This is a genomic window from Sporanaerobacter sp. PP17-6a, assembly GCF_900095615.1.
Lineage (GTDB): Bacteria > Bacillota > Clostridia > Tissierellales > Acidilutibacteraceae > Acidilutibacter > Acidilutibacter cellobiosedens.
This window is the reverse complement of record NZ_FMIF01000002.1, coordinates 200,050-224,144: the sequence shown is the minus strand read 5'-3', so window position 1 is coordinate 224,144 and position 24,095 is coordinate 200,050. Positions and strand designations below refer to the sequence as shown.

At 32.8% G+C, this 24,095-nt stretch carries 24 protein-coding genes; 23 read left to right on the top strand and 1 reads right to left on the bottom strand.

The genetic code is table 11. The features are described 5' to 3' along the window. The first annotated feature begins 61 nt into the window (after positions 1-61). Positions 62-844: a patatin-like phospholipase family protein gene (locus PP176A_RS02200; RefSeq protein WP_071138806.1), complete on the top strand. Its 783-nt coding sequence runs from the start codon at positions 62-64 to the stop codon at positions 842-844. On the opposite strand, the gene PP176A_RS02195 is transcribed toward PP176A_RS02200, so the two are convergent. Further along, entirely contained in the window at positions 834-2,087 is a 1,254-nt protein-coding gene (locus PP176A_RS02195; RefSeq protein WP_071138805.1) for a nucleotidyltransferase, read from the bottom strand. The genes PP176A_RS02200 and PP176A_RS02195 overlap by 11 nt on opposite strands. Positions 2,088-2,250: 163 nt before the next feature. On the opposite strand from PP176A_RS02195, the gene PP176A_RS02190 reads away from it, so the two are divergent. From PP176A_RS02190 to PP176A_RS02085, 22 genes are all read left to right on the top strand, one after another. Then, positions 2,251-3,441, top strand: coding sequence for an acetate/propionate family kinase (locus PP176A_RS02190; protein ID WP_071138804.1), 1,191 nt, complete (start codon positions 2,251-2,253; stop codon positions 3,439-3,441). 65 nt (positions 3,442-3,506) lie between these two features. Further along, positions 3,507-4,022, top strand: a complete 516-nt coding sequence (locus tag PP176A_RS02185) for a YceD family protein (protein WP_071138803.1) — start codon at positions 3,507-3,509, stop codon at positions 4,020-4,022. Positions 4,023-4,035: 13 nt separating this feature from the next. After that, entirely contained in the window at positions 4,036-4,218 is a 183-nt protein-coding gene (rpmF, locus tag PP176A_RS02180; protein ID WP_071138802.1) for a 50S ribosomal protein L32, read from the top strand. Positions 4,219-4,351: 133 nt separating this feature from the next. Beyond that, the gene (gene plsX / locus PP176A_RS02175; RefSeq protein ID WP_071138801.1) at positions 4,352-5,344 is read left to right on the top strand and encodes a phosphate acyltransferase PlsX; all 993 of its coding nucleotides are present in this window, start codon (positions 4,352-4,354) and stop codon (positions 5,342-5,344) included. Between the two features lie 102 nt (positions 5,345-5,446). Further along, complete coding sequence (gene acpP, locus PP176A_RS02170) at positions 5,447-5,683, top strand: acyl carrier protein (RefSeq protein ID WP_071138800.1); 237 nt, start codon at positions 5,447-5,449, stop codon at positions 5,681-5,683. 75 nt (positions 5,684-5,758) lie between these two features. Next, a complete protein-coding gene (gene rnc, locus PP176A_RS02165) occupies positions 5,759-6,481 on the top strand; it encodes a ribonuclease III (RefSeq protein ID WP_071138799.1) in 723 nt (240 codons plus the stop codon). Beyond that, entirely contained in the window at positions 6,474-7,562 is a 1,089-nt protein-coding gene (locus PP176A_RS02160; protein ID WP_071138798.1) for an elongator complex protein 3, read from the top strand. The genes rnc and PP176A_RS02160 overlap by 8 nt, the downstream gene beginning before the upstream one ends. Positions 7,563-7,627: 65 nt before the next feature. Then, positions 7,628-11,206 carry a chromosome segregation protein SMC gene (smc, locus tag PP176A_RS02155; protein WP_071138797.1) on the top strand — a complete coding sequence of 1,193 codons (3,579 nt, stop codon included), beginning with the start codon at positions 7,628-7,630 and terminating at the stop codon, positions 11,204-11,206. Between the two features lie 12 nt (positions 11,207-11,218). Then, entirely contained in the window at positions 11,219-12,208 is a 990-nt protein-coding gene (ftsY, locus tag PP176A_RS16005) for a signal recognition particle-docking protein FtsY (protein ID WP_143037627.1), read from the top strand. A gap of 189 nt (positions 12,209-12,397) precedes the next feature. After that, positions 12,398-12,889, top strand: coding sequence for a hypothetical protein (locus PP176A_RS02145; RefSeq protein ID WP_071138796.1), 492 nt, complete (start codon positions 12,398-12,400; stop codon positions 12,887-12,889). A gap of 174 nt (positions 12,890-13,063) precedes the next feature. Further along, positions 13,064-13,429, top strand: a complete 366-nt coding sequence (locus PP176A_RS02140; protein ID WP_071138795.1) for a putative DNA-binding protein — start codon at positions 13,064-13,066, stop codon at positions 13,427-13,429. Between the two features lie 11 nt (positions 13,430-13,440). Then, a complete protein-coding gene (ffh, locus tag PP176A_RS02135) occupies positions 13,441-14,790 on the top strand; it encodes a signal recognition particle protein (protein ID WP_071138794.1) in 1,350 nt (449 codons plus the stop codon). Positions 14,791-14,823: 33 nt separating this feature from the next. Continuing rightward, on the top strand, positions 14,824-15,120 hold the full coding sequence (gene rpsP / locus PP176A_RS02130; protein WP_071138793.1) for a 30S ribosomal protein S16: 297 nt from the start codon (positions 14,824-14,826) through the stop codon (positions 15,118-15,120). Between the two features lie 19 nt (positions 15,121-15,139). Then, complete coding sequence (locus tag PP176A_RS02125) at positions 15,140-15,370, top strand: KH domain-containing protein (RefSeq protein WP_071138792.1); 231 nt, start codon at positions 15,140-15,142, stop codon at positions 15,368-15,370. Positions 15,371-15,420: 50 nt separating this feature from the next. Next, complete coding sequence (gene rimM, locus PP176A_RS02120) at positions 15,421-15,924, top strand: ribosome maturation factor RimM (protein WP_071138791.1); 504 nt, start codon at positions 15,421-15,423, stop codon at positions 15,922-15,924. Further along, positions 15,921-16,649: a tRNA (guanosine(37)-N1)-methyltransferase TrmD gene (trmD, locus tag PP176A_RS02115; protein WP_071138790.1), complete on the top strand. Its 729-nt coding sequence runs from the start codon at positions 15,921-15,923 to the stop codon at positions 16,647-16,649. Before rimM ends, trmD begins: the two co-directional genes overlap by 4 nt. A 299-nt stretch (positions 16,650-16,948) precedes the next feature. Beyond that, positions 16,949-18,709: an ABC transporter ATP-binding protein gene (locus PP176A_RS02110; protein WP_071138789.1), complete on the top strand. Its 1,761-nt coding sequence runs from the start codon at positions 16,949-16,951 to the stop codon at positions 18,707-18,709. Between the two features lie 2 nt (positions 18,710-18,711). Beyond that, positions 18,712-20,499, top strand: coding sequence for an ABC transporter ATP-binding protein (locus PP176A_RS02105; RefSeq protein ID WP_071138788.1), 1,788 nt, complete (start codon positions 18,712-18,714; stop codon positions 20,497-20,499). A 121-nt stretch (positions 20,500-20,620) separates the two neighbouring features. Further along, on the top strand, positions 20,621-20,971 hold the full coding sequence (gene rplS, locus PP176A_RS02100; RefSeq protein ID WP_071138787.1) for a 50S ribosomal protein L19: 351 nt from the start codon (positions 20,621-20,623) through the stop codon (positions 20,969-20,971). Between the two features lie 68 nt (positions 20,972-21,039). Beyond that, a complete protein-coding gene (gene ylqF / locus PP176A_RS02095; RefSeq protein ID WP_071138786.1) occupies positions 21,040-21,897 on the top strand; it encodes a ribosome biogenesis GTPase YlqF in 858 nt (285 codons plus the stop codon). A 2-nt stretch (positions 21,898-21,899) separates the two neighbouring features. Beyond that, positions 21,900-22,508: a ribonuclease HII gene (locus PP176A_RS02090; RefSeq protein WP_083381731.1), complete on the top strand. Its 609-nt coding sequence runs from the start codon at positions 21,900-21,902 to the stop codon at positions 22,506-22,508. Between the two features lie 14 nt (positions 22,509-22,522). Further along, positions 22,523-24,094, top strand: coding sequence for a hypothetical protein (locus PP176A_RS02085; RefSeq protein ID WP_071138784.1), 1,572 nt, complete (start codon positions 22,523-22,525; stop codon positions 24,092-24,094). Position 24,095 lies beyond the last annotated feature (1 nt).

Here is a 24,095-nt window from a genome sequence, read left to right as displayed (position 1 = left end):
TTTATATAATTATATTGAATAATTGTGGGATATATGATTTTATTTTAAAGGGAGTGATACTATGAGTAAACCGAAAATAGGTCTTGCTTTAGGTTCCGGATCTGCCAGAGGATTAGCCCATATAGGAGTGTTAAGGGCACTGGAAGAAAATAATATAAATATAGATTTCTTTTCGGGAAGCAGTGCCGGTGCATTGATAGGAGGACTGTACTGTACGGGTATATCTCCTAAGATGCTGAAAGGCCTTGCAACCCAGGTTGATAAGAAAACATGGCTGGATTTTACCGTTCCAAACAAGGGAATAGTGAAGGGGAACAGAATAGAAGAGATACTGAAAATAATAACGGGAAGCAGAAATATTGAAGATTTGGATAAAAAAATATCAATAGTTTCTACAAATTTAAATAATGCAGAGGAAGTTGTGTTTACTTCGGGACCGCTGTATAAAGCTATAAGGGCAAGTATATCAATCCCGGGGGTTTTTGAACCTGTAAAATTCCATAATGAAGTATTGGTAGACGGGGGAGTTGTGGACAGATTGCCCGTTTCAGTATTAAAGAATATGGGTGCTGATATTATAATAGCCTCAGATGTGGGATTTGGCAGTTATCAGAGTAGGATATTTCGCATTTTTGATATAATTCAGCAGTCCATAGATATAATGTCGAAAAGAATATACGAAGAAGATAAAAGGCTTGCTGATATAATTATTCAGATTCCCCTCTCTCATATAGATTCTTTCAGCTTTGAACGAGTAGAGGAATGTGAGGAAATAGGATATAATACAACAATTAAAGCGGTACCGCAAATAAAAGAAAAGATAAATGAAGTTTCTAATCTTTAATATAAGGAGGTGTGAAATAGTCCATGTTTCCCCTATAGGATTCCGGAGGTTTCCGGATACCCATATAATAAATGTCAGTAGCTTTTTTTTCCAATAAAATCATTTTTTCCAATAGGGGATCGCTGATCTTTTTATAGTTTGAAAACTTGCTTATTATTTTTACATCCGATTTCTTCTTGATCTCCTTTAATATTTTAAGGCCCTTTTTATTGGCACCGAGAATTCTTATATATTTAGGATAGCTTTTATTAAACAAAGAAAATTCATCTTTATTCATATTGAGCAGTAAATGGATGAGTATTCTTTGAATTCTTGTTTTAGTATATCTCTTTGTAGAAACGCAGTTAACGAGGGAACTTAATGAATTACATTTGTATGAATACTTCAATATGCGGTTTTCCAGACCGTTTTCCATATCCATCAAATTATTCAGTTTGTCCTTAGAAGCAGTCCTTAAAAGATATAATATTATTTCAGAATAATTTTCCAGGCTGTTAAAAGAATATTTGTTTTCATCATATTTTAAAAGCTCTTCATAAGCAGAAGGCGGCACTAAATTTTTTATCTTGACTAAATTATTTTTTAATATCTGCCTTCTTAAAGCCCCGGAAGAAGAAAACTTCCCTGACAATTCCTCTTCCCTATAATCATTTCCTACTCTTTTAATTGTAAAGGGTTTTATATTGCTTTTAATTCTATGTAGTGCTTTCAGGTATTCTATAGCCAATATATTATTAGGAGAACGAATGATGTCTTCTAAGGGGAAGTCAGAATGATATTTATCGGCATCCATATAATCTTCCAATGATTTCGTCCGAGACTGAGCATAGGAATACCCGTCTTTTAAATATTTTTTCAGATATTTTTTAAAAGGTTCCGGTTCTTCACTTAGGATATGGGAAATCATTTTTAAATACTTCATATCCCCAAGCTCGCTTCCAAAGGATATATAGTCGACTATATTCAGGCTGTCTAATAATTTTACTCCTCCATAAGCAAATATTTCTGCACTTTGGACAGAATAAAAAACAGGAAGCTCAATAATCAAATCCACTCCCGAATCTATGGCCATCTTTGCTCTTGCCCATTTATCCACGATAGCCGGCTCTCCCCGTTGAAGAAAAGAACTGCTCATTACCGCAACGGAAAAATCACATTGGGTCTTTTCTTTTGAAAAATTTAAATGATAACTATGACCGTAGTGGAAAGGATTATATTCGGTTATAAGTCCGAGAACCTTCATCTTATCTTATCCTCCATAATTATAAAGACTGTATATTGATATTATAACATAATTAAGTCATAAAATGATTTTACTGTTAAATGAATATTTTTGATTGATTTTTATAAGAATTTGTAATAATATGATTAATAGTGGTAATCAACTTATTTGGGAGGTATAAAGGATGAATATACTTGTAATAAACTGTGGTAGTTCTTCTCTTAAATATCAGCTTATCGATATGGAAGGAGAAAACTTGCTGGCCAAAGGTCTGGTTGAAAGAATAGGAATTGAGGGTTCCAGGATAAAACACAGGACAATCGGAAAAGAGGAAGTTGTAATTCAGAAACCGCTGAAAAATCATAAAGATGCCATGAAGTTGGTCCTGGATTCTTTGATTGATAAAAAATATGGAGCTATTAAATCTCTTAAAGAGATAAATGCGACTGGACATAGAATAGTACATGGAGGAGAAAAATTTGCATTTTCGGTAAAAATTGATGCTCAGGTAATGAAGACATTAAATGATTGCATAGATTTAGCGCCATTACATAACCCGCCAAATATCATAGGAATCGAAGCATGCAGAGAGCTTATGCCTGATATTCCCATGGTAGGAGTATTTGATACCGCTTTCCATCAAACTATGCCGGAAGCTAATTATATATACGCTCTTCCTTATGAATTATATAAGAAATATAAGATAAGAAAATACGGATTTCATGGTACGTCTCATAAATATGTTTCAATGAGAGCATCTCAGCTGGCGGGAAAAGATATTAAAAATTTAAAGATAGTAACTTGTCATTTGGGAAACGGAGCAAGTGTTTGTGCGGTAGACGGAGGAAAATCCGTTGATACAAGCATGGGATTTACTCCTTTAGATGGGTTGGCTATGGGAACGAGATCCGGCAGTGTGGATCCTGCTATAATACCGTTTTTAATGGAAAAAGAAAAGTTGTCCGCAGAAGATGTAAATGAATTATTAAATAAGAAATCCGGTGTGTTGGGTATATCCGGAATAAGCAGTGACTTCAGAGATTTGGAGTCTGCCGCTTCAGATGGAAATAAAAGAGCCAAATTGGCTTTAGACGTATTTAATAATAGAGTCAAAAAATATATAGGAGCTTATGCCGCTTTAATGGGAGGAATAGATGTATTGGTATTTACTGCCGGAATCGGTGAAAATTCTTCTGAAATCAGATACGAAATATGTAAAGGCCTTGAATTTTTAGGGATAAAAATGGATAAAGAAAAAAATCAGGTCAGAGGCAAAGATGCATTGATAAGTCAGGAGGATTCGAAGGTAAAAGTTTTTGTAATTTCCACTAACGAAGAACTTATGATAGCAAGAGAGACAAAGGAACTTATATAATTTTCTTGACAAATTTTATCTTGCTTTATATAATTATTCATGTTAGCTGTAATGAGGTGAAGATTATGAGCATTAATCTGTCAAGTTTTTTTGATGATAATGTTTTAAGTATCCACGTAGACAAAAATTTAAAATTGGAACCTTTATATATAAATGAACGTAAAATTTTGTTTACGGAACCTGTAAAATTTACCGGAAACATATTTAGAGTTGGTGAAAATAAAATTCTAAATGGAAATTTAAATTATAAATTTATTGAAACCTGTGCCAGATGCTTAAAAGAGTTTGTAAAAGAAATAGATATTCCCGTATCGGGAAAGCTTATAGAAAGCAATAAAAAGATGATCCCTGACGGAGATGGAGAAGAACCCATATATTATAGCGGGAATTCGGTAGATTTAACTGAATTTATAATTTCTTCCATAATAGTTTCCCTTCCGATGAAATCTCTTTGCAGAAGTGATTGTAAAGGGTTATGTCCTAAGTGTGGAAAAAATTTAAATGAAGGGAATTGTAATTGTAATCGAGATGATGTTGATCCGAGATTTGCAAAATTGAAGGATCTGTTCAGCGAAAATTAAGGAGGTGTTTTAATTGGCAGTACCAAAACGAAAAACTTCGAAGGCAAGAAGAGATAAAAGAAGAGCTTCTGCATATCAGCTTCCAAAAGTTACCTTAGTAGAATGTCCTCAATGTCATGAATTAAAAGTTCCTCATAGGGTATGTGGGTCTTGCGGATATTATAAAGGCAGAGAAGTAATAAAAGTTGAAAAATAAAAAATCAATGAATTAAAAAGACAGCATATCATAAACCGCTGTCTTTTAATTATTGATTTTTTATTTGGGGTAATGTATATTTAATATCAACAGTAATTTTATGAATCTTAAAATTGTGAAGAGGAGGGGAAAGATGAATATTCTTGTAGATGCAATGGGAGGAGATAAGGGCCCAAAAGTAGTGGTTAAAGGAAGTATACTTGCTTTAAAGGAACTGAATGTAGATATAACCCTTGTAGGGGACGAAAGCATAATTAAAAAAGAACTTTCTGAAAATAATTATACGGGAGATAGGATAAGTATAATTCATGCCGAAGAAGTTATAAATAATGAAGATGAGGCTGCAATGGCAATCCGCAGAAAGAAAAATTCTTCCATGATTATAGCCCTTAATCTTTTGAAGGATGAAAAATATCAGGGATTTATTTCTACGGGGAATACAGGAGCATTGATAACAGGAGGAACACTTATTACAAAGAGAATAAAGGGAATTGAAAGAGCTGCCATAGCATCCCCCTTTCCAACCGAAAATGGAATGGCACTCTTACTGGATGCCGGAGCTAATGCAGACTGTAAACCTGACTATTTAAAACAGTTTGGATTGATGGGTTCCATATATTATGAGAAACTATTCGAAGTTTCTTCGCCAAAAGTTGGATTAGCCAATATAGGGGTCGAAAAAGAGAAAGGAAATCTTCTTGTAAAAGAGGCTTATGAGCTCCTTGAAAACTCTAATATTAATTTTATAGGAAATGTTGAAGCAAGGGATATACCGAGAGGCAAGGCGGATGTAATAGTTTGTGACGGATTCGTGGGAAATATCATACTTAAGCTGACGGAAGGCTTGGCGTTTACTATTTTTGATATTCTTAAGGATGAATTTATGAAGTCTTTTTCTCGAAAAATAGGAGCTTTATTATTAAAGTCAAGTTTTAAGGCATTTAAATCTAAGATGGATTACAGGGAGTACGGCGGAGCTCCTCTTCTTGGGATTAGTAAACCTGTTATAAAAGCTCATGGAAGCTCTGACGAAATTGCTGTAAAAAATGCTATTAAGCAGACTAAAAATTTTGCAGAAAAGGATATTATAAAAATAATAGAGGATAATATATCTATTAGTGAGTAATACTTAAAAATTTTTTGAAATTTTAATAATAAGTTTGTCATAGATATAAAAAATATATATAATATATATGTTTTAAAATATTATTATTTTGGAGGTATTTTTATGGTGCTTGAGAAATTAAAAAAGATTATTTCAGAACAATTTGATATTGATGAAGAAAACATAACTATGGATTCTTCTTTTCAAGATGATTTAAATGCAGATTCATTGGATTTAGTGGAACTTATAATGGCCATAGAGGATGAATTTGATCTGGAAGTTGATGACGATGAGGTTGATAAAATAAAAACCGTCGGAGATGCAGTGGAGTATATTCAAAAAACGACTGATTTAGAGTAATATTGATAAAAAATGGGTCTTGAGGATATCGAGACCTAATCTTTTAATATTTGAAGATGTTTCGGGGGTATAGTTATGAAATACAGTTGTTCATTTAAAGACAAATTAAGTATTTTTGAAGAGAAAATCAATTTTAAATTTAATAATATCGATATTTTAATTAATGCTTTAACTCACAGCTCTTATGCAAATGAACATAAGGGAAAGTATTATGAACATAATGAAAGGTTGGAATTCTTAGGAGATTCGGTATTAAACATAATTGTCAGTGACTACATATATAAAAAGTACCCTTATTATCCCGAAGGTGAACTTACCAAACTCAGAGCCGCCATAGTATGCGAATCGTCCTTAGCATTTATATCGAGGCAGATAAACCTTGGAGAATATCTCGTTTTGGGGAAAGGAGAAGAAACTACGGGAGGAAGGGAAAGAGATTCCGTCTTGGCAGATGCTTTTGAAGCTTTGCTCGGAGGGATATATTTAGACGGAGGATTAGAGAAAGCTAAGGAATTTTTTATAAATATCTTTAAAAAGAATGTTATTTCTCTGGAAGAGGAAAAGGATTTATTTTTTGATTATAAGACAAAATTTCAGGAGATATTTCAAAAGAAATTCGGCTCAAAGATAGAATATACTATTGAAAAAGAGGAAGGCCCGGATCATGATAAGGTATTTTATGTAGATGTAGTTGTTGATAATAAAATATTGGGAAGAGGATTGGGAAAAAATAAAAAAGAAGCTGAACAAATGGCTGCAAAAGAAGCTCTTAACGGAATGGGTGTTAAAAATGAGTAAAGATTATTATATAATTCCTATTTTTGTTCCTCATTTGGGCTGTCCGCATAATTGTGTATTTTGTAATCAAAGAAGGATTACGGGTAAAACTGATGAAATGGATGAAAATAAAGCTCAACATATAATAGAGGAACATCTTTCCACAATACCTTCCCGCAGAAAAGATGTGGAAATAGCATTTTACGGAGGGAGTTTTACCGGTATTGATCTGAATCTTCAGGAAAGATTATTAAACGTAGCTTTTAAATATAAGAAAGAGGGTGCGGTAGATAGAATTCGCCTTTCTACACGACCTGATTATATAGACAAACTTAGGTTGGATATATTAAAAAAATATCATGTGGATATAATAGAGCTGGGAGTCCAGTCATTAGATGACGAAGTTCTTATTTTAAGCGGAAGAGGGCATAATAAGGAAGACGTATATCGTGCTTCAGACCTCATAAAATCTTATGGATTTAAATTGGGCCTTCAGATGATGATAGGCCTTCCGGGAGACAATATGGAAAAATCTCTCCTTACGGGAAGAGAGATCATCAAGATGAATCCCTTCTGTGTAAGAATATATCCTACTCTTGTAATTAAAGACACTTATTTGAAGGATTTATATGAAAAGGGCGAGTACGTTCCCCTTTCCTTAGAGGAAGCAATAGATATTTCGTCAAAGCTTTTAGTACTCTTTGAACGCAATAATATCGATGTTATAAGAATAGGACTTCAGCCTACTGAGAACATGACAACAGGGAAAGATGTGGTGGCAGGGCCATTTCATCCTGCCTTCAGACAATTAGTCGAATCAAGGCTTTACAGAGATTTTTTGGAGGAATACTTTAAAAATTTTCAGAAAGAGGATATTAAGAATAAAATTATTACTATAGAAACGAAGGAAAGAAATATATCTCCTATGGCAGGGCAGAAATCGTCGAATATTAAATATTTAAAAGAATTATATGATTTTAGTAATATAAAGGTATATAAAAAGGATATTGATTCCCAAATCATCATTGTTCATATAGAAGATCATTATGATATAATAGATAAAAAGGATATTTTGAAAAATTATTTTAGAGATATTGTTTAGATGAGAAATTAAAGGGTTTCTGATGTTTCGGGAAACCTTTTAATAAAAATGGCGAGGTGTTGTATTTGCATCTTAAAAAATTGGAAATGCACGGGTTTAAATCCTTTGCAGATAAAACGGAAATTGAATTTAAGGACGGTATAACGGGAATAGTCGGTCCAAACGGAAGCGGAAAGAGTAATATAGCCGATGCAGTGAGATGGGTTTTGGGAGAACAAAGCGTTAAAAATTTACGGGGAAACAAGATGGAAGATGTAATATTTTCCGGGACCGAAAAACGCAGAGCTGTCGGATATGCCGAAGTTACAATTGTTTTCGATAATAAAGATTTAAAGATACCTATAGAATATTCTGAAGTTGCCGTTACAAGAAGGATGTTCAGATCGGGAGAAAGTGAATATTATATAAATAAAAATTCTTGCAGGCTTAAGGATATAAGAGAGCTTTTTATGGATACGGGAGTGGGTAAGGAAGGCTATTCCATTATCGGGCAAGGGAGAGTCGATGAGATCCTCAGTACAAAACCAGAGGACAGAAGAAATATATTTGAAGAAGCATCGGGGATTGTTAAATTCAAAACGCGAAAAGAAGAATCAGAGAAAAAGTTGGACAAGACGGAAGAAAATATACTTAGAATAAACGATATTATAACGGAATTGGAAAGTCAGATAGGTCCTTTGAAGGAACAATCGGAGACCGCTAAGGAATATTTAAAATTGTCTCAGGAATTGAAGGAAATCCAGGTTAATTTATTCTTGAGGGAGATTGATAATTTAAATTCTAATCTTCTAAATCTTGAAAAGGATAAGAAGAGTATAGAAGACCAGATCAAAAAAAGCGTTGAGGAAAAGGAGTACTTGCAAAAAGAATACCTGAATATAAAATCCAAATTGGAAGAAAAGGAAGGATCAATTGAAAATATAAGAAATAAGAACTATGAAATTCAAAGTTCCGCTGAAAAATATCAAAATGAGTTGTCGTTAATTAATGAAAAAGAAAGGTACTTAAATAAAGAAAAGGAAAGAATTGAAGGAGAGATTACGAATTTAAATAAAGAGAGAGAAGAACTGGTTGCTGAAGAAAAAGGACAAGAGGGCTCTTTAAAGATTGCGGATGAGGAATTAATAAAATTAAATAAGAAATTGGCAATAAATGTTGATGAATTAGACAGTATCAATAATGAAATTTCGTTAAAGGATAGTGACATACAAAACCGGAAGGATAATATCTTTGAGAAACTTAACTCTGTGACGGATATAAAAAATAAGATTATTAATTTAAACGCTTTTGAAGAAAATATAAATAAAAGAATATGTCAGATAGATAGTGAAACAGAAGAGATGAGAAAAGAAAAAAGCGAAAAAATGCTGTTGCTGAATGGAATTAAGAAAAGTATAGTCGATAGGGAAAAGGAATTTAACAGATATAAAGAAGAAGCGGAAAACAGGTTGAGACGTCAAAAAAAGCTTAAATCAGACATAGAGAATATATCTTTAAAATTCAATGAATTGAAAGAAAACCTGAATGGGAAGATATCCAACTTTCAACTTCTGAAAAATATGGAAGAAGAATATGAGGGTTTTTATAAAAGCGTAAGAGGTATACTTAAAGCCATAGATAAAGATAATTTCTTGAGTAAGGGAGTAATAGGAGTAGTTGCCAATCTTATTAAGGTTGACAAAAAATTTGAAAAGGCTATAGAGATGGCTTTAGGTTCAAATTTACAGAATATAGTCGTTGATAAAGAGGAGACAGCCAAAAAATTAATCGATTATTTGAAAAGAAACAGGTTGGGAAGAGCTACTTTTCTTCCCTGTACTGCCATAAGAGGAAATAAACTAAAAATCAGTTCTCACGACAGCAATGAAAAGGGAATTGTAGGAGTTGCCGCTGATTTAATTGATTTTGATAAAAGATATATGAATATCTTTGAATATCTTATGGGCAGAACTTTGATAGTGGAAAACATTGATTGGGGAATAGCCATAAGCAAGAAATATAAAAACTCTTTTAAGATTGTTACCTTGGACGGGAATATTTTAAATCCGGGAGGTTCCATAACAGGAGGGAGTGTTTCCAATGCTCCTACCAATATATTAGTGAGGAAAATGAAATTAGATGAATTGGTTAAGGATATTGATGTTCTTAAAGAAGAAAAGAAATCTTTAGAGAACAATATATGGAAGCTGAAATCTCTAAATGACAAAGAAGAAGCGGACTTAGAGGATTTAAATGAAAAGATCAAGACGATGAATATTGAAATTATTCAAATGAAAAATGAAGAGGACAATATTGTTCAGGACATTGAGAGATTAAAAAACGGAGAGGATAAGTATTTAAAGGAAAAAGAAAGTTTAAATGCGGAAAAAACAGACATGAAAAAGGAAAGTCTGAATCTTAAGGATCAACTGAAAGAAGCAGAAGAGGGCAATACAATATTGAGAGAAAATATGAAGGAAGAGATGGAGAATTTTGAAATAAGGAAAAAAACAAGAGATGAATTAAACGACAAGGTAACTCAAATGAAGATAGAGAAGAGCCTGAAAGAAAGTAATCTCAATTCAATTAAAGAAAAAATAAATAATATCAAAGAAAAAATAGGGAATTCTCTATTGGTCGTTAATACTAAAAAAGAGGAAATCGAAAAACTAAAAGATGATTTATTTCAGTTGGTTGATAAAAAGAAAGCTTTGTCTGAAAAGATAGATGCATGTAAATATGATCTTCAAAATTCCGAAGAGGAACTTGAAAAGGAAAAAGAAAAGAAAAAAGAACTTACATGTTCTTTAAACTTAAAGGATGAAAGCCTGAATATAATAAAGGATAATATAAGCAAGTTAGAGAAAAATTTAAATAATATCAATATTAAGGAGGCCAAGTATTCCGTACAGGTTGAAAATTGTTACGGAAAGCTCATGGAAGAGTACGAACTGACCTATGAAGAAGGGCTGGATTATAAAATTGATATAGATGATGAGAAAAAGTATTATGATAGAGCTAAGGATATAAAGGAATGTATAAAAAATCTCGGAACAGTTAATCTAAGCTCTGTGGAAGAATATAAGAAGGTAAAGGAAAGATTGGACTTTATTAAAGATCAGAGAAAAGATTTAGTTGCCGCAAAAGAGGATTTGATCAATGTAATTAAAGAGATGGAAGAGAAAATGAGAGAGCAGTTTGTCCATAGTTTTAATTTGATCAGAAAAAACTTTAATGAAGTTTTTGTTGAGTTATTCGGAGGAGGAAAAGCGGATATCTATTTGGAAGAACCTGAAAAAGTTCTTACCAGCGGTATAGAGATAATATCTCAACCCCCTGGGAAGAAGCTTCAAAGTCTGACTTTGCTTTCAGGAGGAGAAAAATCCCTTACAGCAGTGGCCCTTTTGTTTTCCATACTGAAAACGAAGCCGACTCCTTTTTGTATTTTAGATGAAATAGATGCTGCTTTAGATGAAGGAAATATTTATAGATATACTAAATACTTAAAGAAGATTTCTCAGGATACTCAGTTTATAATAATTACTCACAGAAAGAATACTATGGAAATTGCCGATGTGCTTCATGGTGCTACTATGGAAGAGGAAGGGGTAACTAAGATGGTATCCATCAAATTAAAAGATAAATACTCTGAAATTGCAAGCTAAGGAGGAAGAAGAATGTTTAATATTTTCAAAAAGAAAAGCAATGAAGAAGATATAGAGGGAAAAGAAAAAGATACCGATGAAAATAAAGAAGGATTTTTGTCGAAGCTGAAAGAAGGGTTACAGAAAACCAGAAAAGGAATGGCTGAAAAAATTGACAGTATATTGAAATCTTACGGCAAGATTGACAACGGCCTTTTTGACGAACTGGAAGAGGTTATGGTGACAAGCGATGTAGGGATTAATACAACTATGGATATTATCGAAAGGCTGAAAACAAAGGTAAAGGAAAATAAGGTGACGGAAGCTATCGAAGTAAAAGAATTGCTTAAAAATGAAATAAAGGATATATTAAATGAAAAAGAAGAAGACAGGGAATTAAATATCGAACCTTCTCCGGCAATTGTTTTAGTTGTAGGGGTAAATGGTGTGGGAAAGACAACAACCGTTGGAAAACTTGCGTATAATTTGAGAGAAGAAGGCAAAAGGGTACTTATAGCGGCGGGAGATACCTTTAGGGCGGCGGCAATTGAACAATTGGGGGAATGGAGCAAAAGAGCCGGAGTCGACATGATTGCCCATCAGGAAAATTCAGACCCGGCAGCAGTAATATTCGACGGAATCCAAGCAGCCAAAGCAAGAAAAACAGATGTACTGATATGTGACACGGCAGGAAGACTTCATAATAAGAAAAACCTTATGAATGAGCTGAATAAAATATTCAGAGTTGTTGAAAGAGAATACGGAGATGCCAGAAGAGAAGTACTCTTAGTGGTGGATGCAACGACCGGACAAAATGCGTTAATTCAAGCCAAAGAATTTCAGGAAGTATGTAATATTTCGGGAATAGTATTGACAAAATTGGACGGAACGGCAAAAGGAGGAGTGGTTATTGCCCTCCAAACAGAATTAAATGTGCCCGTTAAGCTTATAGGAGTAGGAGAGGGAATCGAGGATCTTCAAAAATTTAATACCGATGATTTTGTTGATGCTATTTTTGATTAATATAAGAAAAGCTTTTATCGAAGAATTATAAGGAAGCTTTTCTTGAAACTCATTTACGGAAAGTTCTTTTTAATCAATACTTATAAGAGAGAACTTTCCTATTCGTTATAAAAATATTTATAATAATACCATGAATTTTTTTGAAATTCATGGTATTATTGTTATAGGGAAACAAAGGAGGGGTTATTTATGGAATGCCGATTTTTTGGTTTAAAAATCAATAAGTTTTTCAAATTTTATTTACTGATTATCTCTTTACTTAACTTAGCATATATAGTTTTGGAAACATACAGTTTTAAATTGGGGAATTTATTTTCTTCCTTAGGAACCGATTCGCTTTTCACAATTAAAGAAACTTATCCGATGGAATTTGCAATGAGGGAGAATATACAGAAAATTAATAATGCTGTAGTATATTTGATTTTATTTGTCAGCTTATTTTGTTTGTTAAGGCTTATAATGAAGAAATTTGATTCAACTGAGATAAAGCAATTTTTAATAGTTAATTCTGTTTATTTACTTTTTGCTGTTCTTATAAGTTATATACTTTCGGCTGTTTTTTCAGCTCCTATCGGGAATTTAACGACACAGCTCCTATCGGTTTGTGAAGTAACGGCTATAGTTTTGATATGTTATATTGTGAAAATCTTATATGGAAAAGTCAGATTGATGTCTCACTAAATGGATAAAATTTTTTTGTTCATGTTAGGTTTTTCCTCAATGCATTAGTTGATCTAAATCTTAGCGATAAATATAATTTTTTGCTCGGTATGTTGACAAAGAAGAAATTATATATTAAAATAATTACTGTCAAGTTTATAACTTGACAGTAATTATTTTATGGTGATGATTATTATGGAAAAATTGGTTGAAATGGGAATATTGTTTGATTTTTACGGAAAGCTTTTAAGTGAAAAACAATACAGAGTTATAGATTTATATTATATAAACGATTTTTCTTTAGCTGAAATCGGAGAAGAGATAAATATAAGCCGCCAGGGAGTTTATGATATTTTAAAAAGAGCAGAAAATCGTCTTGTTCAATATGAAGATAAATTAGGGTTGGTTAAGAAATTTAAGGACACTAACGAGAAAGTCAAAATTATACTGAATCTTACCAATGATATTATGATGTTGATGGAGAAAAAGAAATTGAGTGAGATTAATAGTAAATTGCAGTATATCCAAAAAATTTCCCAAGAGATAATAGAAGAAGGATAGGAGGGTAGACAATGGCATTTGAAAGTTTGTCCGAAAAATTACAAAATGCTTTGAGTAAGCTTAAAGGTAAGGGAAAGCTTAATGAAAAAGATGTGGATTTAGCTATGCGAGAAGTAAAGTTGGCCCTTCTTGAAGCAGATGTAAACTTTAAGGTTGTAAAAAATTTCATAAATGATGTGAAGGAGAGAGCTGTCGGCTCGGAAGTGATGAATAGTTTAACTCCCGGACAGCAGGTAGTTAAAATTGTAAATGATGAACTTACTAAACTGATGGGTGAGAGAGAAAGTAAAATTAATTTTTCGTCATCACCTCCTACTATAATACTTATGTGCGGACTTCAGGGTGCAGGGAAAACTACAACTGCGGCAAAGTTGAGTATGTCTTTTAAAAAACAGAATAGACGTCCTTTGCTGGTTGCCTGTGATATATACAGACCGGCTGCCATCAAGCAATTGGAGGTAGTAGGAGAGAAAGCGCAGGTCCCCGTATTTTCCATGGGAGATAAAATAAATCCTGTTGATATTGCCAAGGCTGCTTTAGAGCATGGAAAGAAAAACGGCAACGATGTTATTATTATTGATACGGCAGGAAGGCTTCATATTGATGAAGATCTGATGGCTGAGCTTGAAAATATAAAAAATGTTTTAAACCCTGAGGAGGTATTGCTGGTTGTTGATTCCATGACCGGTCAGGATGCAGTAAATGTAGCTGAAACTTTTGATGAGAAACTTGGAATTACGGGAGTAATACTTACAAAACTCGATGGGGATGCAAGAGGCGGAGCTGCTCTTTCCATAAGAGCCGTAACAAATAAACCTATTAAATTTGTTGCCATGGGTGAAAAATTGGAGGATTTGGAACCTTTTCATCCTGACAGAATGGCTTCAAGAATATTGGGAATGGGCGATGTATTGACTTTAATTGAAAAAGCTCAATCTGCCATAGATGCACAAAAGGCAATGGAACTTGAAGAAAAACTCAGAACTCAGCAATTTACTTTGGATGATTTTCTGGATCAGTTGGATCAGATGAAAAATTTAGGACCTCTTGATCAGATTGTGGGAATGATACCGGGACTTAATTCAAAGGCGTTAAAGAATGTAGATGTGAATGAAAAAGAATTAGTCAAAATAAAAGCAATTATACAGTCAATGACTAAAAAGGAGAGGCAAGATCCGTCGATTATTGATAGCAGCAGAAAAAAGAGAATATCCGTGGGAAGCGGTACTAATATTCAGGAAGTAAATAAACTTTTGAAGCAATTTAAGGAAACAAAGAAGATGATGAAGAGATTTACGGATATGGGGAAGATGTTTAAAAAAGGCGGAGGAATGAAAAAGAGAAGATTTCCATTTATGTGATAAATGAGCAGTACATTAAAAGGAGGTGAAAAAATGTCAGTTAAGATAAGATTAAGAAGAACTGGAGCTAAAAAGAATCCTTTCTATAGAATTGTTGTGGCTGATTCTCGTTTTTCCAGGGACGGAAGATTTATAGAAGAAATCGGTTATTATAATCCGTTAACAAATCCTAAGACTGTGAAAGTAAACGATGAAAAGGCTTTAAAATGGATGAGTACCGGCGCAAAACCAACGGAAACTGTAAACAAACTTTTTAAAGAAAGCGGATTATATTCCAGATCTCAAGAAGAAAAAGAAGAAGAAAAGAAGAATGAAGGCAGTGAAGAATAATTCCCGGGAGGTGAATTAAGTGGGTGAATTGGTAGAAATGATAGCAAAGGCTCTTGTTGATAATCCTGAGGAAGTTGAAGTAAACGAAATTGAGGGAACTCAATCGGTAATTATTGAATTGAAAGTAGCTCCGGAAGATATGGGGAAAGTAATAGGAAAGCAGGGCAGAATAGCAAAAGCAATAAGAACGGTTGTCAAGGCTGCCGCAATTAAAGAAAACAAGAGAGTAGTAGTTGAAATCATACAATAAAGGGGTTAGATAAAATCTAATCCCTTTTATACCTTTGAGGTGGTGAGAATATGGAATGGATACAGATTGGGAAAATAATCAATACCCATGGGATAAAAGGGGAGGTAAGAGTATACCCTTTGACAGATTATGTGGAAAGATTTGAAGAATTAAAGGAAATCTATGTAGGCGAGGCAAAACTTAAACTTCACATATCATCCGTATCATATAAAAAGGGAATACCTATATTAAAATTTAAAGAGTATGATAATATTAATGATGTAATCAAATATAAAGATGAGTATATTTATATAGATGAAAAGAATAGAGTGGAACTTCCCGAGGGCCATTATTTTATATATGAAATAATCGGCTGTGACGTATATGACAATTTTCAAAATATAATAGGAAAAGTGAAGGATGTTCTTCAACTAAGCAGTAATGATGTTTATGTAGTCAAAGATAAAGATTCGGATAAGGAATATTTAATTCCCGCCATAAAGGATGTGGTAAAGGCTGTAGATATTAAGAATAAAAGGATCATTATTAAGCCTATGGAGGGAATGATAGAATGAAAATCGATGTTTTGACGTTATTTCCAGAATTATTTGAAAGATTTAATGATTGGAGCATAATCGGAAGGGCTGCGGAGAAAGGCATCATTCAATTAAATTGCATAAATATAAGAGATTTTTCAACGGATAAGCACAAAAGAGTTGATGATTATTCCTTTGGAGGAGGGCCGGGGATGATTATGCAGGTTGAACCTATATACGAAGCCATCGAAAGTGTAAGAGATGGGAACTCAAAGGTAATATATCTTTCTCCCAAGGGAGAACTTTATAATCAAAAGATTGCCAATTCCTTATCTGAAGAAGATCACCTGATACTCTTATGCGGACATTATGAAGGCATAGACAACAGGATAGTGGAAAATTATATAGATATGGAAATATCCATAGGAGACTATGTTCTTACGGGAGGGGAAATTCCCGCTATGGTTGTAATAGATTCTGTTACAAGACTTCTTCCCGGAGCATTAAGTTCTTCCGAGTCCTTTGAAGATGAATCTCATTTTAACGGTTTGTTGGAATACCCACAGTATACAAGGCCTCGGGAATTTAAGGAATTGGAAGTTCCGGAAATACTTCTCTCGGGAGATCACGAAAAAATAAATAAGTGGAGAAAATATGAATCGTTAAAAATCACATATAAAAAGAGAAAAGATTTATTATTAAAAAAGGAGTTGACGGAAGAAGAAAAGAATATGTTAGATGAAATTAAGAAAAAAGAGCCATAGGAATGATTTCAAGAAATAATTATATTTAATTAAATTTATTCCCTATAATGTAAATACAGCACTGGATATAGGCTGCTGAAAAGGAGATTTGTCTTTTCTGCTCTCAAATATATCCCCGGTGCAAAGATTAAGAGAAAGTTATTCTGGAGATATTGTTTAGTTTGGCAAAAGATATGAAAATGTAAATTTTGTATTAAAAAATTATCATATTTATATTATAATAGACATATCAATAAATTTACCTTTTGATTTTGGACAAGACCGGATGAAATTTTTGAAAACATGAATAGGAGTTTATGATGAGTAATAAAGGTGTTTTTCTTGAAGCGGTAAAATCCATAAAGCGGTTGGTTAAAGCTTCGAAGATGTTAAAATGGATGGTAATATTAATATTTTTGTATATTATATTATTTTTCTCAGGTTATATCTATTCTTATGGGTTAGGTATAGTGATTGACAATGCTGTGGATTTTCATAAAAATCTATTATTCAAAGGTATTGTTTATATTGCGGCAGGTATGTCTGTAAGCGCCCTTATAAATTTATTAAATAAAATCCTCTCTTCATACATAAAAGAACAATCTGTTGTAAATTACAAACTGCTTATAGCACAAAATTATATATATGGTGATTACTGCCGGATTCATCGCCAGAAAACAGGTGAACTCATCGGAAAATTTAGCAGCGATACTGAGAGGGCGGCACAGGTTATATCGGTATTTTTACCGGACATAATGAGGAGGATTGTCGTTATTTCCGGAGTCGTAATTGTAATGTTATTTACCAATCTTAGAATAGCATTGGTTTTTCTCGTACCAATCCCTGCAATTTTATTTTTCCAGATAAATGCTCATAAACATAGTGAAGAACCACTGTCCCTATATAGAGAATCTTACGGCAGGAGGGATGCACAAATCAATGATATTGTCGGCAATGTTGTTGCCATAAAATCATATCAGCTGAATAATGTCGCTTTGAAATGGATGAAAGATATTTTTGAAGTTTGCATAGAAAGATTTACAAAGGCAATGGTGTCTTTGCCCATATTTTTCAGCCCTTCAACTGTTGCCGTTCAGTTGCCTTCTTTATTGGTAGCTGGTATGGGATCTTCCCTTGTAATTAATAATTATATTGCCGTAGATAAATTCATTACAGTGTTTTCCCTTTCAATCCTCGGTTCGGAAGAACTGCGGGGCTTAAATTCCGTATTCGCTAATTTGCCAGGATTGATAGCGTACAGCAAAAGGTTGTTTCCTTTGTGGGATGTAGAAAAGGAGAAGAGCGGAAGCAGACTTATTGATTTTAGTTCGAAATTACCGGCTCTTTCTTTTGAAAGCGTTTCTTTTAAATACCCTGAAAATGGGAATGAAAACAATCAATTTGTTTTAAAAGATATTACCATTGAAATAAAAGAAGGAGAAAAAGTTGCGATTGTAGGTACAAGCGGATCAGGTAAAAGCACAATATTTAAACTGTCGGAAGGATTATATAATTCCTACGAAGGAAGTATAAAGATCTGCGGTGTTGACATTAAACATTGTAATGTTTCCCGGTTAAGAACTTTTATAAGTTATGTCGGTCAGGATTCTTATATTTTTCCCGGAAGCATCCTAAAAAATATTGTTTTGTCAAAACCCGAAGCATCTTCCGATGAAATATCCGAAGCCATAGATAAGGCCGGTTTACAAGGAATGATTGAAAAGCTTCCCCATGGGTTAAATACCCTTTTAGATGAAAACGGCTCAAATATATCGGGAGGCCAGCGTCAACGAATATTGCTGGCAAGGGCCTTATTAAGAAAACCTAAATTGATGCTCCTTGATGAATCTACCAGCATGATGGATTCCAAAATCGAAAAGAAATTTATCGGTAATTTATTAAAGAAAGATATTTTTTCGACAATAGTTATTATATCCCACAGATTATCTTCAATTACAGGTGTTGACAGGATACTGGTTCTATATGAAGGCAGAATTGTAGGACAAGGAAATCATGAGGAACTTCTTAAGAAGAATAAAATATATAAAAAATTGTATTACAATCAATATTTGGAGGAATAGATTTGGCTGAAAAATATTCTAAGAAAAGAGTATATAAATTAATAAAAAGATTATGTACTTTTGATTTAAAGACCTTTGGAATATCCGTCTTGGGAGCTGTTATTACGGCAATACCATGGTATGTTACGGTTTTGTTAAACGGAGTACTTATGCGTACCGTAACCGACAATGTTTATAGAGGAATTTCCACTTGGAAATTTATCATACAAATTATTATTGCCTTGATTTTATTAAGAATTCCAAATATATTCGGATATAGATTAAACGCCTGGGGAAGCATAAGCCTTGTCAGCAAATTACAAGAAAAAATAATACAGAAATGGATCGGTAAAGATGAAAATAAATTAAATAACATATCTACAGGGGATTTATTATCAAGAATAATTAAGGATTGCGGTGATATACTGGGGGATTTTTATTTTCAGGGTCTTGGGCTTAAAATTATTGAACCCTTAATAACAGGTGTATTGGGTTTGATTACAATTTTTTTAATTGATTTCAGACTGGTAATATTTTCACTGATCATTGGCCTGTGCTCCGCTGCTGTTTCATCATTTTTTTCAGGCAGTATACAAAACCTGCAAACCGATGCAATGAAAGTACATTCAAATACAACCCAAAAATTTACGGATATAATTAAAGGCATAGCAACAATAAAAACTTACGGTTCAGAAGAAAAAATGATTTGGGATCTGAATTCACAATGTATTTCAGCAGCAAAAATAGGTTTAAAAGCAGAAACAAAAAATCAATTGGCTATTTTCTTCAGCAGTTTATTTGAGATGATTTCCATAGTGGGATATATTTTGATAGGACTTTATTTATCTCAAAAAAAATATGTTTATTTTCCCGATGTGATGATTGCAATTCCAATACAAAGCCTTGTCAGCAATATGCTGAAAATGATTGGCGAATTTTGGAATTATTTAGTCTCTGTAAGCGTATCGGCAGAAAGAATTTTTGAAGTCATCGATTTGGAGCAAGAAGACGATAGGGCAGAAAGAGAAGGTATTACAGAGGATAATATTGATTATACTAATAATGTTATGGTTGAATTGAAAGATGTTAACTATAAATTTTCAAGAAGTCAGTTTATACTAAAGGATATTAATCTAAAAATAATGAGAAATGATTTGCTTACAATTGTAGGAGATTCGGGTTCAGGGAAGACCACCCTTATAAAAATAATCCTTGGGGTATTGGTGCCTCAATCGGGAAATATTTTTATGAAAGGACAAAATTTTTATGATACAAGCCTTTTTTCATGGAGAAGTAATATTTCATATGTTCAGCAAGAAACTCCTCTATTTGACAGAACAATAGGAGAAAATATTGCTTTGGGGGCACTGGGGAGGAGGAAAAAACCTTCTTTCGAAGAAGTTGAAAAAGCCGCAAAGCTTGCCAACGCTCATGATTTCATAATGAAATTTCCAAAACAATATGATGCCCCAGTCGGGGAACTTGGGAGCAATTTATCTTTCGGGCAAAGACAGCGTATCGTAATAGCCCGGGCTTTAGTAAGCAATTCCGATATTATTATTTTTGACGAGCCTACAAGTTCTTTGGATTACGAAGGAGAAAAACAATTTTATCTAACGATAGAAAAACTGAAAAAAATACGCACAATCGTTATTTCAACTCATAGAATTATTCTGAACAGCTATTCAAAAATTATAGTATTGTATAACGGAGAAATTGTTGAAATGGGAACTCACGAATCCCTTATGACCAATAAGGGCAGATATTATGAATTATTTTATTCTCAGTTTAATGGTAAAAATACACAATAGGTTTATAATAAAATATTTGCAATTTCATTGTTTATATGCTATAATACACTTCGTATTTTGAATTACGGATGGTCCTCTGCATAATATGTAAGAACATCTATGGAGAAGGGAGGGTATGATTATGAATAATATAATTAAAATGATAGAAGAAGAACAAATTAAAAAGGATATCCCCGCATTTAGTGTAGGAGATACCGTTCAGGTTCATTATAAGATAAAAGAAGGTAATCGTGAAAGAATTCAGGTATTTGAAGGTATTGTTATCAAGAGACAGGGCGGAAGTTCGAGAGAGACTTTCACTGTAAGAAGAATATCTTATGGTGTTGGAGTTGAGAGAACGTTCCCTTTACATTCTCCCAGAATTGAGAAGATTGTGGTTACGAGAAAAGGTAAAGTAAGAAGGGCTAAATTATATTACTTAAGAGGCAGACAAGGAAAAGCTGCTAAAGTTAGAGAGAAGACGAATTATTAATGTATTGGGACTGGATAGTCCCAATATTTGTTTATTAAGATAAATAGTATAAAACAGTGGGTGATTTTATGAATATAAATTGGTATCCAGGTCATATGAAAAAAACAAAAGAATCTATTAAAAAAAATTTAACTTTGGTAGATATTATATATGAGCTCTTAGATGGAAGAATACCTTTAAGCAGTAAAAACCCGGATATAGATTCCATAATAGGAAATAAACCTAAGATAACCATATTTAATAAAAGTGATTTAAGTAGTGAAGAAGGAAATAGAAAATGGAAGAATTATTTTAAAAAAAGCGGATTTCCTATTGTATTCATGGATTTAATGAATAATAGAGGACTGAACGAATTGATAAAGTTGTCCTATGAGATTACTGAAGAAAAAAGAAAAAATTTACAGAAAAAAGGTATAAAAAATAAGCCTATACGGGTTATGGTCTTGGGAATACCTAATGTAGGAAAATCTACTTTGATCAATACTATTTCGGGAAGAAAAGGGACGAAGACCGGAAATAGGCCAGGTGTAACCAAGGGAAATCAATGGATAAAAATTAAGGATAATATGGAGCTTTTAGATACTCCGGGAATATTATGGCCTAAGTTTGAGGATGAAAATACATCATTAAATTTAGCTTTTACAGGTGCAATAAAGGATGAAGTACTGGATGTTCAAACTCTCGCCTTAAAGTTAATTGAGAGCCTTAAAAGATTATATCCTCAACTGCTGAAAGAGCGGTATGAAGTAGATATAGAAAATGTTTCTTCCATAGATATACTTAACAGTATTGCTTATAAAAGGGGATGCATATTGCGGGGAGAAGAAATTGATTATGAGAAGGTATGTAATATGGTACTTGACGATTTCAGAAAGGGACGTATCGGCAGAGTTACATTGGAAATGCCGGAAGACTTGGAGGGATAAGTATGATTCCATTTGAAGATGAATTGACAAATAAAGGATTCAAAAATATTGCCTGTATTGATGAAGTAGGAAGGGGATGCCTTGCAGGAGACGTAATAGCGTGTGCCGTTATTATGCCTAAGGAAGGTCCCCTTATAGAAGGAATTAGGGATTCAAAGAAGCTGTCGGCTAAAAAAAGAGAAGAACTGTATCCTAAGATCTTAGACAGAGCCGTAGCCGTAGGTATAGGAAGAGCAGATTGTCACGTAATTGATGAAATCAATATAAAACAAGCTACCCGGCTTGCTATGAAACAAGCGGTACTTAATTTGAAAGGGAAGGATGATAGAACCGTTATTCCCGATTATATACTTATTGATGCGGAAAACATTGATTTACCCATTGATCAGAAGGGTATAATAAGGGGTGATGATAAATGCTATGGCATTGCTTGTGCATCTATTGTGGCTAAGGTATATAGGGATAAGGAATGCTTAAAATGGGACAAGGAGTATAAGGGATATAATATAGCCCAAAATAAAGGATACGGAACAAAGGAACACAGGGAGGCAATAAAAAAAATTGGTCCTTCTCCCATTCATAGAATGACATTTTTGAAAAATATTATTTAATGGGGATACGCAATATGAAAATTGAATTTAATTTGCCTGTTGACAGGAATTTGTTAAAATTTAATAATTTGATCAAAGAAGGAGATATCATCCAAGGAGACATTGTCGACATAATTGGTGATAAGGTAATACTAAATATTGAAAAATATGGACAAGTTGTAACAAAATCACTTATGGATATGTCTCAGTTTAAAAACAGCAGAATGGATTATTATGTTAAAGAAATTAATGGAGACACTGTTGTTATTACTCCTTTATATAAGGAAGGTGAACAAAATATAGGACCTTCGTTATTAAAGGAAGAAGAAAATTATCTTAAATCTATACTCAAAGAATATGATATAGAAGAAGATGGTATTTCTATGAAATTTTTAAAGGCCTTGTCGGAATATGATGTGCCTATAAATGAAAATACTCTTCAGAAGGGAATTAAAATTCTTGATAGGGTTTATAAAATATTAAATTTAAAAGAGAATGAAAATATCATAAATGTTAATGACGGGAATGATGATTTTGAGGAAGATATAAGAAATTTTGTAGTTATCAGAGATGAGTCATCGGATGATAAAGAAGAGAAAATTGGGAGTTATTCTGAATTTAAAAATGATAGTCCGACAGGAGAAAAAAACGTATTTTCTGCATACAGCAGAAATTTATCCCATGAAAATGTTCTTATTGATAAAGAGGATATAAAGAGCAAAATATTGACAGTGAAAAATGATAGTAGAAAAGATATGGTAACGAACGAGGATAACAATTCCCTTATTAATGATGAAGTTAATGATGAAGGAATTGAAGAAAATGGGAAAAGTTTATTTATTGAAAATAAGATAAAATCTTTTTTTGAAGATAGAAATATAGATTCAAATTTTATAAAACAAATAGCATTTATGGTAAAACATAATATAGTTCCTTCCTTAAGAAACATTGAATTTATAATGAAGATAGAAAAGGGTGAAAGGCTTTTTTCAGAAAATTTCTTAAAATCTGTTGAAAAAATTGACATTTCCTTATATAATGAATTAAAAAAGCTGGGCCTTAATATAGCAAAACTTGATGGAGATGAAATAAAAAATTATTATGAGGAACTGAATTATAAAATTGAGTTGGTAAACCATAAATATTTAAAAAGTAATATAGGCATGGAAGAAAAAGAGGAAATAATAAAAGAATTGAATGACAAGATAAGTTTTTTAAATGAATTGAATGATAAAATAAGCTTTTATTATATACCGTTGTATTCAAAAGATGAAAGATTGGGTATGATATCTTTTTTGTCAAAAAAAGGGAAAGAAAAAAAGAGTAATTTAAAGAATATAACTATTTTTATAAATCTTAATATGAGCAATATAGGAAACGTTAAGGTGTATTGTTTTGTTATGAACAGAACTATGGATGTGAATTTTAATATAGATGATGACTATTATTATTTATTTAAGGAAAATGAAGAAGATTTAAAAAATAAGCTTATGGAAAAAGGTTTTAAGATAAATAATATTACTTACACTTCAGAGGGAAATTCAAATTTATTTAAGAAATTAATTGTCAATGACAAACCTTTTTTCTATATAGATTTAAAGGTGTAGA

Coding starts and splice junctions, on each gene's coding strand:
- PP176A_RS02090 (WP_083381731.1), top strand. CDS start 21,900: ATGATTCCATTTGAAGATGAATTGACAAATAAAGGATTCAAAAATATT.
- ftsY (WP_143037627.1), top strand. CDS start 11,219: ATGTTTAATATTTTCAAAAAGAAAAGCAATGAAGAAGATATAGAGGGA.
- rpsP (WP_071138793.1), top strand. CDS start 14,824: ATGTCAGTTAAGATAAGATTAAGAAGAACTGGAGCTAAAAAGAATCCT.
- rplS (WP_071138787.1), top strand. CDS start 20,621: ATGAATAATATAATTAAAATGATAGAAGAAGAACAAATTAAAAAGGAT.
- rnc (WP_071138799.1), top strand. CDS start 5,759: ATGAAATACAGTTGTTCATTTAAAGACAAATTAAGTATTTTTGAAGAG.
- PP176A_RS02190 (WP_071138804.1), top strand. CDS start 2,251: ATGAATATACTTGTAATAAACTGTGGTAGTTCTTCTCTTAAATATCAG.
- PP176A_RS02200 (WP_071138806.1), top strand. CDS start 62: ATGAGTAAACCGAAAATAGGTCTTGCTTTAGGTTCCGGATCTGCCAGA.
- ylqF (WP_071138786.1), top strand. CDS start 21,040: ATGAATATAAATTGGTATCCAGGTCATATGAAAAAAACAAAAGAATCT.
- PP176A_RS02160 (WP_071138798.1), top strand. CDS start 6,474: ATGAGTAAAGATTATTATATAATTCCTATTTTTGTTCCTCATTTGGGC.
- rimM (WP_071138791.1), top strand. CDS start 15,421: ATGGAATGGATACAGATTGGGAAAATAATCAATACCCATGGGATAAAA.
- PP176A_RS02110 (WP_071138789.1), top strand. CDS start 16,949: ATGAGTAATAAAGGTGTTTTTCTTGAAGCGGTAAAATCCATAAAGCGG.
- PP176A_RS02195 (WP_071138805.1), bottom strand. CDS start 2,087: ATGAAGGTTCTCGGACTTATAACCGAATATAATCCTTTCCACTACGGT.
- trmD (WP_071138790.1), top strand. CDS start 15,921: ATGAAAATCGATGTTTTGACGTTATTTCCAGAATTATTTGAAAGATTT.
- plsX (WP_071138801.1), top strand. CDS start 4,352: ATGAATATTCTTGTAGATGCAATGGGAGGAGATAAGGGCCCAAAAGTA.
- PP176A_RS02185 (WP_071138803.1), top strand. CDS start 3,507: ATGAGCATTAATCTGTCAAGTTTTTTTGATGATAATGTTTTAAGTATC.
- PP176A_RS02145 (WP_071138796.1), top strand. CDS start 12,398: ATGGAATGCCGATTTTTTGGTTTAAAAATCAATAAGTTTTTCAAATTT.
- ffh (WP_071138794.1), top strand. CDS start 13,441: ATGGCATTTGAAAGTTTGTCCGAAAAATTACAAAATGCTTTGAGTAAG.
- PP176A_RS02085 (WP_071138784.1), top strand. CDS start 22,523: ATGAAAATTGAATTTAATTTGCCTGTTGACAGGAATTTGTTAAAATTT.
- PP176A_RS02140 (WP_071138795.1), top strand. CDS start 13,064: ATGGAAAAATTGGTTGAAATGGGAATATTGTTTGATTTTTACGGAAAG.
- acpP (WP_071138800.1), top strand. CDS start 5,447: ATGGTGCTTGAGAAATTAAAAAAGATTATTTCAGAACAATTTGATATT.